Annotated in this window: 11 protein-coding genes; 2 read left to right on the forward strand and 9 right to left on the reverse strand. The window is 69.0% G+C overall.

Annotated features, from left to right (window positions below; translation table 11 throughout):
* Positions 1-8: 8 nt before the first annotated feature.
* Entirely contained in the window at positions 9-659 is a 651-nt protein-coding gene (locus AB0H43_RS03590) for a TetR/AcrR family transcriptional regulator (RefSeq protein ID WP_359995902.1), read from the reverse strand.
* 48 nt (positions 660-707) lie between these two features.
* Here AB0H43_RS03590 and AB0H43_RS03595 point away from each other — a divergent pair, with 48 nt between their 5' ends.
* Positions 708-1,139 carry a nuclear transport factor 2 family protein gene (locus AB0H43_RS03595; RefSeq protein ID WP_359995904.1) on the forward strand — a complete coding sequence of 144 codons (432 nt, stop codon included), beginning with the start codon at positions 708-710 and terminating at the stop codon, positions 1,137-1,139.
* A 114-nt stretch (positions 1,140-1,253) separates the two neighbouring features.
* Here the strand turns inward: AB0H43_RS03595 and AB0H43_RS03600 are convergent, their stop codons facing one another.
* The 8 genes from AB0H43_RS03600 to AB0H43_RS03635 form a co-directional block, all read right to left on the reverse strand.
* A complete protein-coding gene (locus tag AB0H43_RS03600) occupies positions 1,254-1,904 on the reverse strand; it encodes a 4'-phosphopantetheinyl transferase superfamily protein (RefSeq protein WP_359995906.1) in 651 nt (216 codons plus the stop codon).
* 1 nt (position 1,905) lies between these two features.
* Complete coding sequence (locus tag AB0H43_RS03605) at positions 1,906-2,739, reverse strand: metallophosphoesterase (protein ID WP_359995909.1); 834 nt, start codon at positions 2,737-2,739, stop codon at positions 1,906-1,908.
* A 70-nt stretch (positions 2,740-2,809) separates the two neighbouring features.
* Positions 2,810-3,586 carry an ABC transporter permease gene (locus AB0H43_RS03610; protein WP_359995911.1) on the reverse strand — a complete coding sequence of 259 codons (777 nt, stop codon included), beginning with the start codon at positions 3,584-3,586 and terminating at the stop codon, positions 2,810-2,812.
* Positions 3,583-4,572: an ATP-binding cassette domain-containing protein gene (locus AB0H43_RS03615; protein ID WP_359995914.1), complete on the reverse strand. Its 990-nt coding sequence runs from the start codon at positions 4,570-4,572 to the stop codon at positions 3,583-3,585. The genes AB0H43_RS03610 and AB0H43_RS03615 overlap by 4 nt, the downstream gene beginning before the upstream one ends.
* A 125-nt stretch (positions 4,573-4,697) precedes the next feature.
* Positions 4,698-4,925: an MbtH family NRPS accessory protein gene (locus AB0H43_RS03620; protein WP_359995917.1), complete on the reverse strand. Its 228-nt coding sequence runs from the start codon at positions 4,923-4,925 to the stop codon at positions 4,698-4,700.
* Positions 4,900-7,068: a lantibiotic dehydratase gene (locus AB0H43_RS03625; protein WP_359995920.1), complete on the reverse strand. Its 2,169-nt coding sequence runs from the start codon at positions 7,066-7,068 to the stop codon at positions 4,900-4,902. The genes AB0H43_RS03620 and AB0H43_RS03625 overlap by 26 nt, the downstream gene beginning before the upstream one ends.
* Positions 7,065-8,039, reverse strand: a complete 975-nt coding sequence (locus AB0H43_RS03630) for an LLM class flavin-dependent oxidoreductase (protein WP_359995923.1) — start codon at positions 8,037-8,039, stop codon at positions 7,065-7,067. Before AB0H43_RS03630 ends, AB0H43_RS03625 begins: the two co-directional genes overlap by 4 nt.
* A complete protein-coding gene (locus AB0H43_RS03635; RefSeq protein ID WP_359995926.1) occupies positions 8,029-13,416 on the reverse strand; it encodes an SDR family oxidoreductase in 5,388 nt (1,795 codons plus the stop codon). Before AB0H43_RS03635 ends, AB0H43_RS03630 begins: the two co-directional genes overlap by 11 nt.
* A gap of 109 nt (positions 13,417-13,525) precedes the next feature.
* Here AB0H43_RS03635 and AB0H43_RS03640 point away from each other — a divergent pair, with 109 nt between their 5' ends.
* Positions 13,526-14,554 (forward strand): pyridoxal-phosphate dependent enzyme, encoded by a 1,029-nt coding sequence (locus AB0H43_RS03640; protein WP_359995929.1) that lies wholly within the window; start codon positions 13,526-13,528, stop codon positions 14,552-14,554.
* Positions 14,555-14,587 lie beyond the last annotated feature (33 nt).

The following is a 14,587-nucleotide window of genomic DNA, read 5'->3' on the forward strand; positions in this document are numbered from 1 at the left end:
GCCCGCCGTCATCGACCGATAGCTGGCGGCTGGCGCGGCTGCGGGGTTTCGCCGTCGATGGTGGCTTGCTGGGTGGCGAGGAGCCGTAGCGTCGCGGTCTTCAGGACCTGCGCGGCCTGGCGGATGTTCAGCCGGCCGGCGGCGACCTGCTCACCGGCGGTGTGTCCGAGCGCGATGACTGCGGCGACGAGCCAGCTTGCCGGTGCTTGCGGGTCGATCTCACCGGACGCCTGTCCACGCTGGATCAGCCGGGTCAGCCGCTGATGGACGTCGTGATGGCGCCGGCGATCGTGCTCGGCGGGAACCGTCAATCGGGTGGCGTCGACGAGAACGGGGTGCGCTTGGTACAGCTGCCAGGTGACCTGCTGTAGTCGTAGCAGCGCTGGGATGGCAGGACCGTCGTCGAGGCCGGCGGCGTCCATCGCCGCCGTGGCCTGTTCGCTGATCCGGTCGACGACCGCGATCAGTAACGCGTCGCGGGACGGGAAATGCGCGTAGACGGTTTGCCGGGTCACCCCGGCAGCCGTGGCGACCGCGGCCATGCCCGCGTCCGGCTGGCCGGCTAGTAACCGGACGGCCGCGTCGAGGATCGCGACGCGGCTGCGTTCGGCGTCGGCACGCCGTCGCCCGCCGGAGGGAGCCGGAGACACCTGGGTCACATCCTTTACACGCTTGTCAGATCTTTCGGTCCGACATATCTTACAACGATGTCAAGACTAAGCGAGGAGAGGGCAGACACCATGACCACCCGGCGGCAGGCAAGCCCGGCCCAGTTCGTCCACGACTTCTTCACCGACCTCACCGAACAGGTCGTCTTCGCCGAAGCCGACACCGCCGGCGCGATGGCCAAGTTCTACACGCCCGACATCGTCCAGATCAGCGACGGCATCCGGCTCGACTGGGACAAGCTTCTCGCCCACATGCGGCCGGCGCGCAAGACGCTGACCGGCGGCCGGTTCAGCGTCGAGGTCCACGAGGCGATCGCATCCGGCGACACGATCGCTACGCGATTCACCTTGCGGGTGACCAGCGGCAAGGGCCGTCGCATCGACACCGAGGTCTTCATGTTCGCCAGCTTCACGCCCGACGGACGCATGCGACAGGCTCGTCAGCTGACCCGCAGCCTGCCCGACGATTAACCGGCACCGGGGCAACGGTCAGCCGGTGTGAAACAACCAGACGCTTTACTCGTCGCCGGTCACCAGCGCGCGTCTCCGAGGACGAAATCGGTGTCAGCGGGTGGCTGGCGCGTCCTAGAGCACCACGACAGCGGTCAGCACCATGCCGTCGCGGACGAGATAGCGCCCGGTGAACTCAGGCCACTGCCCCACCGTCCCCATATCGGCAACAAGAAGCCGTGTGGTGAACCGCTGCGCGGCGGGTTCGAAGGTGACCTGCGCGTCGGCGAAGTCGAGCCACCGGCCGGTCAGCGGATACCACGCCTTGTAGATCGACTCCTTCGCACTGAAGAGGAGCCGATCCCAGCACGTCTTGGGGTCCTCAGCCGCCAGGCGCGACAGCATCGAACGCTCGGCGTCCACCGCGACCAAGTCCAGTACGCCATCGGGCAGTTCGCCATGAAGCTCGGCGTCGATCCCGATCGCCACCACGTCGCGTTCCCGCGCGAGCGCCGCCGCACGGTATCCCGTGCAGTGCGTCATGCTCCCGACTATGCCCGGCGGCCACTGGGGCGCGCGGCGCTCCCCGGGAAGGATGGGTGCGGGCGGCATACCCAAACGATGTAGCGCCGCCCGAGCGCAGTGGCGGACCGTCGCGAACTCGGTGCGTCGCCCGGCCACGGCCTGCGCAACGGCGGCTTGCTCCTCCGGAAACAGCGTCGCCTCCGGCAGATCGGCGAACGCCTCCTCCGCCGCCACAACCGGCGGCAGGATCTCCTCGATCATCTCAACCCCCCACCGCCGGCAAGATCTGCCGCGGCGGATTCGGTGTGTCACCCCGGCGCCGCCACTCTCGGGGGTAGCCGACGGAGACCTCCTCGAACCGAACTCCGTCGTGCCACGTCGTACGAGGAATGTGCAGGTGCCCGTAGACCATGGCGGCGGTGCGATGACGCCGGTGCCAGTCGGCCGTGTGCACCGTGCCGCACCATTGCGCGAACTCCGGATAGGTCAGGACCCGCGTCGGCTCCCGGACCAGCGGGTAATGGTTGACGAAGACGATCGGCGTATCGGGATCGAGACCCGCCAGGCGCTGCTCGGTCGCGGCGAGCCGGGCGGCGCACCAAGCCTCCCGGCTCGGGTACGGATCCGGGTGCAGCAGAATCTCGTCGGTGCACACCACTCCTCGCTCATACGCCAGCGCCAGGGAGTCCTCCTTGTTCGACGTGCCGTCCACCCGGAACGTGTAGTCGTAGAGGATGAACAGCGGCACGACGACCGCCCGCCCGCCCGGACCGTCCCAAATCGCGTACGGGTCCTCCGGCGTCAACACCCCCAGCCGACGGCACAAGGCGACCAGGTACTCGTAGCGCTCCTGCCCGCGAAGGTCCACGGGGTCCTTGCGGGGGGTCCACAGCTCGTGATTGCCCGGCGCCCAGATGACCTTGGCGAATCGATCGCTCAGGACGCCGAGCGCCCACTCGATCTCGGTGCTCAGCTCACCGACGTCGCCGGCGACCAGCAGCCAGTCCCCCGGATCGGCCGGCCGCAACCGGCTGACGAAGTCGCGGTTCTCCGCGTACCCGACGTGCAGGTCACTGATGGCCAGCAGCCGGCTCACCGGAACAGACCTCCGCCGGGGGTCGCCGGCACCGGCCTGCGCCGGTGCCGGTCGACCTGGGACGCCACCGTCACGCGGTCCGCCGGTACTGGGCCAACGAAGCCCGGGCCAGCGCGATGGCGCCGACGGCGAGGGCGATCAGCAGGCCGAGGTACATCAGCACCGGCCCGGCCGACAGCGTACCGGCGAAAGCGGACCGGCTGAGTTCGACGGCCCAGTTGACCGGGTTGGCCGCGACCGCGGCCGCCACCCAGCCCGGTACGAGGTCACGCGGCATGAAGGCAGTCGAGAGGAACGTCATCGGCATGACGATGAAGTTCACGACCGCGATCAGCGACTCCTCTCGGCGTACCAGCAGAGCCACCGCGTTGGACAGAGCCGCGAGCGCCGCGGCGATCGCCGCCAGCGCGAGCACCAGGACGAGCACGCCGAGCAGTCCGCCGTGGAACCGGACGCCGAGCGTGTAGCCGATGGCCAGGAGAATCGCGGTGGGAATGACTCCACTGACGATCTGCTGCAGCAGCGGCCCGATGACCAGCGCGGCCGGCTTGGCCGGGGAGGCGAGCATCCGATCGAGCGTGCCGCGCTCCATGTCGCCCAGCAGCGACAATCCACTCCAGCCGGCCGCCAGCAGAATCGTCATGACGATCAAACCGGGCAGGAAGAACTGCGCGTAGTTGCTCTCGCCGAAGCCGGGGATGTCGGCGATCCGGTTGAAGGTGGCGCTGAACAGCAGCAGCCAGAGAAACGGCTGCACCAGGTTGATGGCGATGAGCCACGGCTGCCGGAAGGCGTGCAGGATGTGGCGCTTGGCCAGGTGCGCCGATTGGCCTACGAGCTCGGTCAAGACTGGCTCCGTTCGAGTTCGGTTTCTTCGCGCCGTTGTGCCACCAGCCGGTGCCCAGTGTGCTGCAGATAGACGTCGTCGAGCGTCGGCTGGGAAACCGTCACCGAGGTCACTCGCAGCCCCGCACCGCTGAGCCGTTCGAGCACCGCCGGTACGGCCGCGCCGCCGACCTCCGCGCGGGCGTGCAGCGTCCGGCCATCCACCTTGAACTCGCCCACCTGCCCCACATCGGCCAGCAGAGCCGTCGCCTGCCCGGCGGCCTCGTCGGTGTCCAGCTCGACGAGCAGGGTGTCGCCACGAAGCTCCTGCTTCAACGTCGCCGGACTCCCGGAAGTGACCACTCGTCCGGAGTCCATGATGGCGACCTCGTCGGCGAGCGTGTCGGCCTCTTCGAGGTAATGGGTGGTCAGGAGGATCGTCAGCCCGTCCGCACGGACCAGCTTGGCCAGGTCGTCCCACAGCTGCATCCGGATGTCCGGGTCGAGCCCGGTGGTCGGCTCGTCGAGGAACAGCACCTTCGGGCGATGGACGATGCCCATCGCGATGTCGACTCGGCGTTTCATGCCGCCCGAGCAGAACCCGATCGGCTTGCCCGCCGCGTCGGACAACCCGATCCGGGCGATCGCCTCGTCGGCCCGGGTCGCGAGTTCCCGGCCCTTGAGGCCATACATGCGGCCTTGAAGCAGGACGTTCTCCCGTACGGTCGCGGTCGGCACGGCACTGAGCTTCTGGCCGACCAGCCCGATCTCGCGCCGGACCGCGTCCGGCTGCCGGGAGACGTCATACCCGGCCACGACTGCGGTCCCCGTGTCCTGGCGCGACAGGGTGCTCAAAATCCGTACCGCGGTGGACTTACCGGCGCCGTTGGGCCCGAGCAGCCCGAACACCGTCCCTTCCCGGACCGTGAAGGTCAGCCCGTCCAGCGCCCGTACGCCCCGTGGGTAGGTCTTCACCAGATCGCTCACCTGAATCGAGGCGCTGGCCATGATGTCTTCTCCTCGCTTCTGTGCCGTGATCAGTCCGCTGATCACGGCGCTGCCCAAGTTCCCGGTGGCCGCCCGGGGCGCTCATGTGCTCGGCCGTGGTGTTCAGCGGGAGGATCCCCGGGCCGTCACCGGGATTCGCCGTCCATCTGCAGGCGCAGGCTGCGTGGCCGCATGTCGGTCCACACCTCCGCGATGTATTCGAGGCACTCCTGCCGGCGACCGGTCTTGCCGGCCATCGACCAACCCGAAGGCGCCGGGCGATCGTCCGGCCAGATCGAGTACTGGTCCTCGTCGTTGACGACGACACAGAACACCCGATCCTCATCGTCAAACACTTGGGTTACCTCCTCCATATCGGCGACTGTCCACGCAGGTCACCCGGAACTCGACGGCGTACCGGCGGCCATCGGCATCGCGTAGCCACAGCTCATCCGGTCCGGGCAGCATCTCCGAAACCGTCACCCAGCCACCCGGCTGCCGCTGCCGGCCGCGGCGCAGCTTCGCCCACACGGCATCCACCAAGGTCGGATCGGCGAGATCTACATAGATCGGTTTCGCCTCACCGGCGACCACCCAGAACGCGACCTCGGGCAGTCCGTGCTCGGACGCCAGGCGGCGCAGGTGGGCCACGACCTGATCCAGTCTCGCCCGCGGGAGGTCGGGAAACGCGGCCATCGGCAGCTGCCAGCGCTCCCGAGAAACCACCAGCCGGTCGATCTGCACCCGGGGGTGATGTGCCGCCGGCTCGAACAGGCCGAACCTGTTGTACGCCGCGAACGCCAGATAGTCGTCGAGCACTTCGGCGAGGTCGGCCTGGAAGTCCCCGGCGACCGACCGGACCACCAGCCGATCGTCCTCCTGGTGTACGCGAAGACCCCCGGCCGCGACGACCTTCGCCCGGCGCGGGGCGTACGAGGGTTCGTTGGCCACCCCGAGATAGGTGTAGTGCGGCGCGTGGTACGCCTCCGGCGGAGCCGTCCGGGAGTTGACCATGCCGCCGATCATGGGATACAGCGGCACGATCCGTTCGGGCATGTCGGCGTTGATCCAGCGGCGCAATGCGGGCTGATCCGGGTGGGTCGAGGCGAAGCAAAGCTGGTCGACGCAGTTGATGGTGGGATGCAGCTCGCCGAGAACCCCGAGGAAACGTCCTTCGTGCAGGTCGTCGACGCTGGCGGCGGCGAACATCAGGTCCGGGCCATGCCATCGGGCGGTCGGCCAGCCCGGTTCAGTGACCGCGAAGGCCGCCGTCACCTCGTCGCGGATGTCCTCGGATCGAAAGGTGACCGCGCCCGTTTGCCGGCCCGGCGACAGCAGCTCGGTCCACTTCCGGCGCAGCTCCGCAGCGGCCTGCCCGGCGGGGCTGCCGGCGTCGCCGCCGATGCTGGAGGCCAATGTCGCCAGCAGTTTCGGCAAGGGGTACCCGGCTGGATCACGCTCGGAGGCGAGCAGGTCGCGGCAGAGGGCGAGATATCGGGACGCCACCTGCGTCGAATACCAGCGGGCGCTGAGCAGCATCAGTTCCAGTGCAGGCGCGATCTCCGTCAGCAGCTCGGTGCCCAGTTCCAGGGCGAACTCCGATCGGCAGTCCTCGTACGCGACCGACCGACCGGCGTAGAACTCGCCGTCCCGGCGGTGCCAGGACGTTGCCGCCAGCTCGGTGAACCGGTCGTGCAGGATGCCGAGTTCGGCCGCCACCGCCGCCGGTTCACCGAGCACGCCACGCACCTCGTCGAGTGCGGAGATCAGCGCGCCGAGATCCCGCTCGGCCGCCTCCCGGCGGTCCGGGTCGGCGACGCGCGCGAGTTGCATGGCGAGCTGACGCTCCGGATGCCGGGACTGTGGGATGAAGAATCCCCGCGTGAGCACGCCCATCGCCCGGAGCACCTTGACTTCGCCGACGATCTTCTCCGGGTCGCCGAAGTCGGCGCAGGCTGCGGTGATGTCCGCGACGGTGTGGAATCCGTCGGCGGCCGCGACGATCTGCTGACGGACTTCCGAGAGGGGCAGAAAGGAACCGTCGGCCAGGTGGACCCCGCCGGAGGTGACCGCGACCGAAGCGCACCGGTGCGGCACCGTCCACTCGTCGAGGGCGTACCGCTCCACGAGGGCGTCGCCCAGTGCTTGGATCGCCCACATCTCGAAGAACAGCTGACCTCGTACCGGCGGCGTCAGCTCGCCGATCTTGGTCGGCCCGTCCCGCCACGCGCCCCAGGCGACCGGGCCGAAGAAACCGATGGAATCGTTCTTCGCGCAGTACCGCGAACGGTAGCTCGCGAGCGTACGGGCGAGGTCTCGGGGCATCGTCTCGCCGGCGCGCCGGGCCAGCCTGCCCACGAGCGGATGCTGCCAGGCCAACGCCTCGAGAAACGGCGCCTGCCGGATCGTCTCCGGATCACTGATCCACTCGAAGGGCAGCCCGGCGGAGCGTACGCACACCGAACGCCACAGCGAGAACTCCCCCGTGCCGAGTGGGATCAGATGGTCGGAGGTCATCCCTCGCCCGCGATCTCATAAACCCTTGTCAACGTTTTGAGGCAGAGGTCGAAGGAGGCCTTCGCGGCTCCGGCCGGAGCCACCCCGATCTCGTCCACGCCACACCGGCGGAACTCCTCGAGCCGTTGTTTCACCTCGTCCTCGGTGAAGGCGCCCAGTGCCCGGACCATCGCGTCGTCCGGCCTGGTCGAGGCGACCGAATCGGCGAAACCGCTCCGCGTGAACAGTCCTCGATAGGTCGCGACCCGGAGATACGCCCCCAGGGTCCGGCCGAAGACCTGCCGGTCGCGATCGGGGTCACCGGACAGGCCCGCGTGCATCATGGCGACGATCTTGAAGCCGTCCGGGCGGCCGCCCCGCCTGGCCCAGCCCCGTCGCAGCGCCGGCATCACGTGCTTGGCCAGATAGTCGGTGGTGCACATCCACAGGATGACGCCGTCGGCCAGCTCACCGGCCAGCTCGATCATCTTCGGCCCGAACGATCCCAGGTAGACGGGGAAGTCTTCGCGCCGCTCACCGATGTAGGCGGCATGGCCGCTGTACCAGGTGCCGTCGAAGTTGACCTCGCCATCGCGAACCAGCGACGTCACGACCGTGAGGTACTCACGGGTGGCGGGCAGCGCGGGAGCCGGCTGCCCGCCGACCATCCAGTCGCCGACCGCGCGGTGCCCCAGGCCGAGCCCGAGCGCGACTCGTCCACCCGAGATGGCGTCCGCGGTCAGAGCCGATTGCGCCATCACCACGGGCGGCCGCGAGTACATCGGCAGGACGGCGGAGGCGAGCCTGACCCGCTTGGTATGGGCGGCCAACGCCGCGAGAACGGTCGCGACGTCCAGCTGGTTCGGCATCTGCGGCAGCCAGATGGAGTCCATGCCGATGTCCTCGGCATGGTCGACGATTTCGATCATCGCCGAGATGGGAATCCCGCCGCCGTCGACGACGGCCCCTACGCGCAGCCGCTCAGCCGACATTGGCGGCCGTCCCCAACGCCTCGAGGGCCTGACGCGCCTCGTCTTCGGACAGCGACGCCACCTTCTCGATGAGCGCCGCCTCGATCGCCGTGGCGAGCGTACGCACGTTGCGGGAATCGAACAGCAACGCCGCCGAGACGTCGATCGAGAACCGATGGCTGATCCGGGCCACGAGCTGCACCGCGAACAGCGAGTTGCCGCCCAGGTCGAAGAAGTCGTCCTCGACGCCGATCCGTTCCACGCCGACGGTCTCCGACCACAGCCCCACGAGAATCCGTTCGACATCGGACTCCGGTGCGACGTAGGGCGTCGTCAGCGTCCGGGGAGCGCCGACCATCCCGGACTGCGCAGTCAGCTGCTCGGTGACCGCCTCCCGGTTCACCCGGGAAGTACGCCGAATCCGGACGTCCAGTCCCTCCGGGCACCAGATCACCTGCGGCCCCGCGCCGGAGCCGAGGATCAGCCGCAACGCCTCCTCACCCTGCTGCGGGAGGACCTCGTCGTCGAGCGGTCCCGAAGTGGCCGGCTCGGCCTTCATGCTCGCCGCCAGATGCTCCGGCATCCGGAAGAGCATGAATCGCTCCACCGACACGAGCTCGTTGCCGTCGTCGTCGACGACGGAGACGTTGGTGCTGCTCACCTCGCCGCGAGTGTCGTCGAGATGACCGATGATCGAGTGCACGCGCCCCGCCAACGGCCCGCGTACGGACAGCCGACCGTAACTGAACGGCAGATACTGGCCGGTGCCGCGAATGATCTGCCCCAAGCCGATCGCACAGTCGAGAACCGCCGGATGCACGTAGTACGTGTCCTCGTCGGCGCGGAACCGGTCCGCGAGCTCGACCGTGACGAACTCCGTGGCCTCGGCCGAGCGGACACTTTGGATTCCGGTCCAGCGGGGGCCGAAGGCGAGCGGGCCGTCCCACTCCGCCGCGTCGGGGACGCCGACGTCGCCGGAAGACTCTCGCATCACCGTCAGGTCTCGCCGGCCGGGCGCCTCGGACGTCAGCGGGCCGACCCGGCCCTTGGCGTACTCGTTGCCGTCGTGCGCTCGGATCGCCACCTCGAAGCCGCCGTCGTCGGCTCGGCGCAGTTCGAGGTGGCAACGCAGACCTGCGTGGGCCACCAACGGCTGCACCAAGGTCAGATCCGTGATCTCGGCGGTCTCGCTGCCGGTCAGCTCCGCGTACGCCGCCCGGACCAGCTCGACGATGCCGGTCCCCGGCATAGTCGGGATGCCGTTCAGCTTGTGCTCGGCGAGCACCCACAGCGAATGCGACAGGTTGATGCCGAAGTGCGTGGTGACGGCGTCGACCTCGGTCCGGCTCTGCAGCATCGGATGCCGCACCGCCGTACGCGGTCCCTCACCCGATGCGCCGCCCAGTGCGATGTGGTCGAACACCGCTGGGGCGAGCACGTCGTTGGCCATGCCGACCTCGGCGAACGGCGGCCAGTTGATCGACACGGTGTGCTGGCCGCGCGCCCAGCGGGACTGGGCGAAGGCGTCCAGGACGGCGTTCGCCCCGACATAGTCGCCGAGCCCGAAGTCGGCCGACAGGACCGCGATCGACGAGTACAGCACCATCAACCGAGGGTGGAAGATCTCTTCGAGCAGGTAGGTGCCCTGAACCTTGGGCGCGAGCACGGCCGCGGCGTCCGCATGGGACCGCGTCTCCAGCATGCCGCCACCGGCTACCGCAGCGAGATGGAAGACGCCGTCCACGGCACCGAACTCCGCGCGTACCGCGTCGTTCACGGCCCGCATCGCCGCCGCGTCGGTGACGTCGGCGGCCAGCACCATCACCTGGCCACCGGCGGCCTCCACCTCCCGGACCGCCCGGATGCGGCGAGCCTGTGGACTGTCCGGCGTGGTGGAGAGGATCTCCGCCCAGTGCTCCCGGTCCGGCAATCCGCTGCGGCCGAGTAACACGACCTTCGCCTGCACCTGCGCTGCGAGCTGGCGCGCGAGCACCAGACCGAGACCGCCCAGGCCACCGGTCAGCAGATAGACACCGCCAGGCCGGAGCATGACCGGAACCCCGTCGGGCGCCTGCAATGGCGTCGAGGCGTACGACCAGGACCAGCGCTTGCGGCCGCGATAGGCGACCTGCTGCTCCGAGCCACCGGCGGTGATCTCGGCGAACAACTGGCCGGCGACACGTTCGACGGCGAGGTCGGCGCCGAAGTCCACACTGCGGCAGCTGACCGACTCCATCTCCTTCGGCACCAGCTTCACCAGACCGAGCAGAGCCGACTTCGCCGGCTCGATCAGCCCGTCACCGGCGACGTCCTGCATCTGACTGGTCACGAACACCAGCTCGACCGGGGTTCCCGCAAGCTGCCGCGCCGCCTCCTGAAGGATCGTCAGTCCGCTGTGGAATCCGTCGCGCAGCCACGTGTTCGCGTACTCGGATTCGCCGGTTCCGGCGGGACGCTCCCCCAGGCAGAGCCCGTGGACGATCGTCACCTTCTCACGGTCGTTTCCGCCGCGCCCGGCGAGGGCGTCGATCAGCTCATCCTCGGTCGTGGCGACGACCACCTTCGCGCCGGCCGCCCCGGCCAGCTCCGCGAGGCGGACCAGCACGGTGTCGCCCGGCCGGCCGAGCGTGATCCAGACGCCGGAGGCCGATCCGGCGACCGGCGGGACGCTCTCCAGCCACACCGGTGCGGTGTACGCGCCGACCTTGACCGGCGTACCGGCGACCGCGACCTCCCCGCTGCCCCCCTCGGGATCGGGGTCGATCCAGTAACGGTGGCGCTGATACGGGTACTCAGGCAACTGCACCAGGCTGCGCTGCTCGTCGCTCCAGAACTGGGACCAGTCGACGTCGACGCCTTCGGCCCAGAGCCGGCCCACCCCGGTCAACAGCACTTCCACATCGGACTGCTGCTGCTTCGGATGACGCATGGCCGGCACGGCGACGGCGGCACGGTCGTGACTCGTGACGTATCCGGTCAGCGTCCGGCCGGGGCCGACCTCGATGAACGCACGGTCGCCGTCGGAAGTCAGCAACCGCAGCGATTCGGAGAAGCGTACGCGGCCACGGAGGTGGCGCACCCAGTACATCGGATCGGTCGCCTCGTCGTCGGCGATCCACGTCCCGGTCGAGTTGGAGACGAACGGGATGCTGGGCGGATTCAGCGTCGTCCGGTGGACCGCCTCGGCGAACGGCTCGAGAATCCCGTCCATCATCCGGGAGTGGAAGGCGTGCGAGGTGTGCAGCGGGCGACTGCTCACCCCCTGCAGGCTCAACTCCTCCTCGAGCCGGGCGATGTCGTCATGCGTTCCCGCCACCACACAGACACCGGGGGCGTTGATCGCCGCAATGTCCAGGGACTCGTCGAGCATCGGGGCCAGCAGCTCCTCGGAGAGGGGCACCGCGAGCATCGCGCCACTCTCGACGGTCTGCATGAGCGCCCCGCGCTCGGCCACCAGACGCAGCGCGTCATCGCGGCTGAACACGCCGGCTAGGGCCGCCGCCACGTACTCGCCGACGCTGTGGCCGGCCATCGCAGTCGGTGTGATGCCCATCCCTTGCAGCGTCTTCGCCAGGGCGTACTCGACGGCGAAGAGGATCGGCTGGGTGTGGCAGGTCTGGTTCTGAGTCTCGGCGTCCGCGCGGAAGATCAGATCCAGCAGATCCAGGCCGTGCGATTCGCGCAAAACCGCCGCGCAGGCGTTCAGCTCCGCCCGGAACACCGGCTCCGCGTGGTAGAGCTCCATCGCCATCGCGGGATACTGCGCGCCCTGCCCCGGGAAGAGGAAGGTGGCGGTACGCCCGGACTTCGGCTGGAACGCGGGCAGGTCGACGGTGAGCCGCTCGGCGGCCGCCGCGGCGCTACCGGCCACCGCGTACCGCCGCAGTGCCAGCGGCTTGCGGCCGACGGTCAGCGTGTAGCTGACGTCGGCGAGTTCGTCGTCACCGCGGCCGAGGTGCTTGGCGACGTTCTCGGTCAGCTCGTCGAGCGCGGTCTGGACGTGGGCGGTCAACGGCACCAGCTGGACCGGCCTGCGTGCCGGGCGGGCGGCTGGGCGGTCCGGGGCCTGCTCGATGATCACGTTCGCGTTCGTGCCGCCGATGCCGAACGAGCTGATCGCCGCGCGACGCGGCGCCGTGCCGCCTGGCCAGGAACTGCGCTCGCGGTTCAGGTAGAAGGGGCTGCGCCCGAAATCGATCCGGGGGTTTGGCTCGTCGAAGTTCGCGACTGGCGCGAGCTGTCCGTCCTTGACGCTGCTCACCGCGTTGATCAACCCGGCGACGCCGGCGGCCGCGCCCAGGTGCCCGACGTTGGCCTTGATGGAGGCGATCGCGCAGTAGCCGGTCCGGTCGGTCCGCTCCCGGTATGCGGTGCTCAGCGCGCCGACCTCGATCGGGTCGCCGACGAGCGTGCCTGTGCCGTGCGCTTCGACGTAGCCGATCGTCGACGGGTCGACATTGGCGTCGTTGAGCGCCGCGCGGACCACGGCGGCCTGGCCGGGCTTGCTCGGCGCGAAGAAGCCGTTCTTGTCGTTGCCGTCGTTGTTGATCGCCGACCCGCGAATGATCGCGTGGATGGGGTTGCGGTCGGCGAGCGCGGCAGCGAGGGGCTTGAGCAGCACGACGCCGACACCGTTGCCGAACACCGTGCCCCGGGCCTTGGCGTCGAACGGCCGGATCCGGCCGTCGGGCGAGTAGATTCCGCCCTCGTTGTAGACGTAGCCGCCCACCTCGGGAAGGCCGATCTCGACACCGCCGGCCAGGGCGACCTCACACTCACCGGCGCGCAACGCCTGGACCGCCGTGTGGATCGCGACGAGCGAGGTCGAGCAGGCGGTCACCATGCTGATCGCCGGGCCGGTCAGGCCGAGCCGGAACGCGACGCTGGTGGCGAGGTAGTCGGTGTGATTGTTGATCATCGCCATGAGCGATCCGGTGCCGCGCATGATGGCGCCGTTCTGGAAGACGTTCTCCTCCAGGTAGGCGTTGTCCTTGGAGCCCGCATAGACGCCGACGCGGTCCTCGGACTGTCCGGGAACCACGCCACCGTTTTCCAGAGCGGCGTGGCAGACCTCCAGGAACACGCGGAACTGCGGGTCGAGCAGTTGCGCCTCCCGTGCGCTCAAGCCGAACAGGTCCGCGTCGAACTTGTCCACGTCGCCCAGGATGGGCGCGGCACGCACGTACGCGGGGTTGGCGAGCTGGGCATCGGTGGCGCCGTTGGCACGTAGTTCGTCCTCGTCGAAAAAGGAGATGGACTCCACGCCCGCCAGCAGGTTCTGGCGGAACTGCTCAATGGACTTGGCGCCAGGAAAGCGGCCCGCCATGCCGATGATCGCGACGGGCTGCCCCGGCTGGCGAATGATCTTCGACTGCGCAGCACCTGGGTGAAGAGCCATGCGAGTCATGCTGGGTGGATGTGGACGGGCTATCAAGGCCGAGCCCGGCTCCTGGCGACAACTCGCCATGCGCCTTCCTAGTAGTGGGAGGCGCTTGCATTCTTTGACGATGTGGCTTGACTCGCTGACGCCGACTCCGGTGTCAGAGCTTCTGGTGACATACGCCGGGAAGCATCATCGGATGTTGGTCAAGCACGAGAGCTACCTGGCTTCTGGATCCGTGAAGGAACGCACGGCCATCGGACTGCTCCGGGCGCTGGACCGGCAGGAGCCCCTGACGCCCGGGACGGTGGTGGTCGAGTCCACCTCGGGCAATCTCGGTATCGCGCTCGCCCATCAGCTCGCCCGCATCGGCGGACGGTTGATCGCGGTCATCGACCCGAAGACTCCCGTCGCCACCCGGCAGTTGCTGATCGCCGCGGGCGCCACACTGCACATGGTCGACGAGGATGACGGCCACGGTGGTTACCTGCTGACCCGGCTCGCGACCGTGCGGGCGCTGATCACGGCACACCCCGGCTACCGCTGGACCAACCAGTACGGGAGCGAGGCGAACCCGGAGATCCACGCCCAGACCACCGGCCCCGAGATCCTCTGCCAGGGCGGACCCGAACTGGACGCCGTCTACGTCGCCGTCTCCACCGGAGGCACGCTCGCCGGAATCGCCCGCCACGTACGCGGCACCGGACGGCCGATCCGGCTGATCGCGGTCGACGCGTACGCCTCCATGGCCAGCGGTCCGCCGGCGTCTCAGGCGACCACCGCCGATGCCCGCCTGCTGCCGGGCATCGGCGCCAGCCGGCAGTCGTCCTTCCTCACCCCGCAAAGCTTCGACACCCGCCACATGGTGCGCGACAGCGACGCGATCGCGATGTGCCGGATGCTGCGTGAAGACACCGACATCGGAGTGGGCGGGTCGGCCGGCTGCGTACTGAGCGCCTGCGTCACGGATCTGACGTCCGCTGAGGCACCCACACGCCCGCTGTGCCTGGCGCCGGACGACGCCGCCAAGTATGAAGACTCCGTCTACAGCGACGAGTGGCTGGAGCAGGTGAAGCTCGTCGAGGCCGTCCACGCCACCATCGAGCGATGGCGGGCCGACGGCCTGGCCTTCAAGTCGACCGAGCCGCAGATTTAGCGAGGTCGTTCTCCGGCCAGGCCAACGTCCTCG

Source organism: Hamadaea sp. NPDC050747 (genome assembly GCF_040654195.1).
GTDB lineage: Bacteria > Actinomycetota > Actinomycetes > Mycobacteriales > Micromonosporaceae > Hamadaea.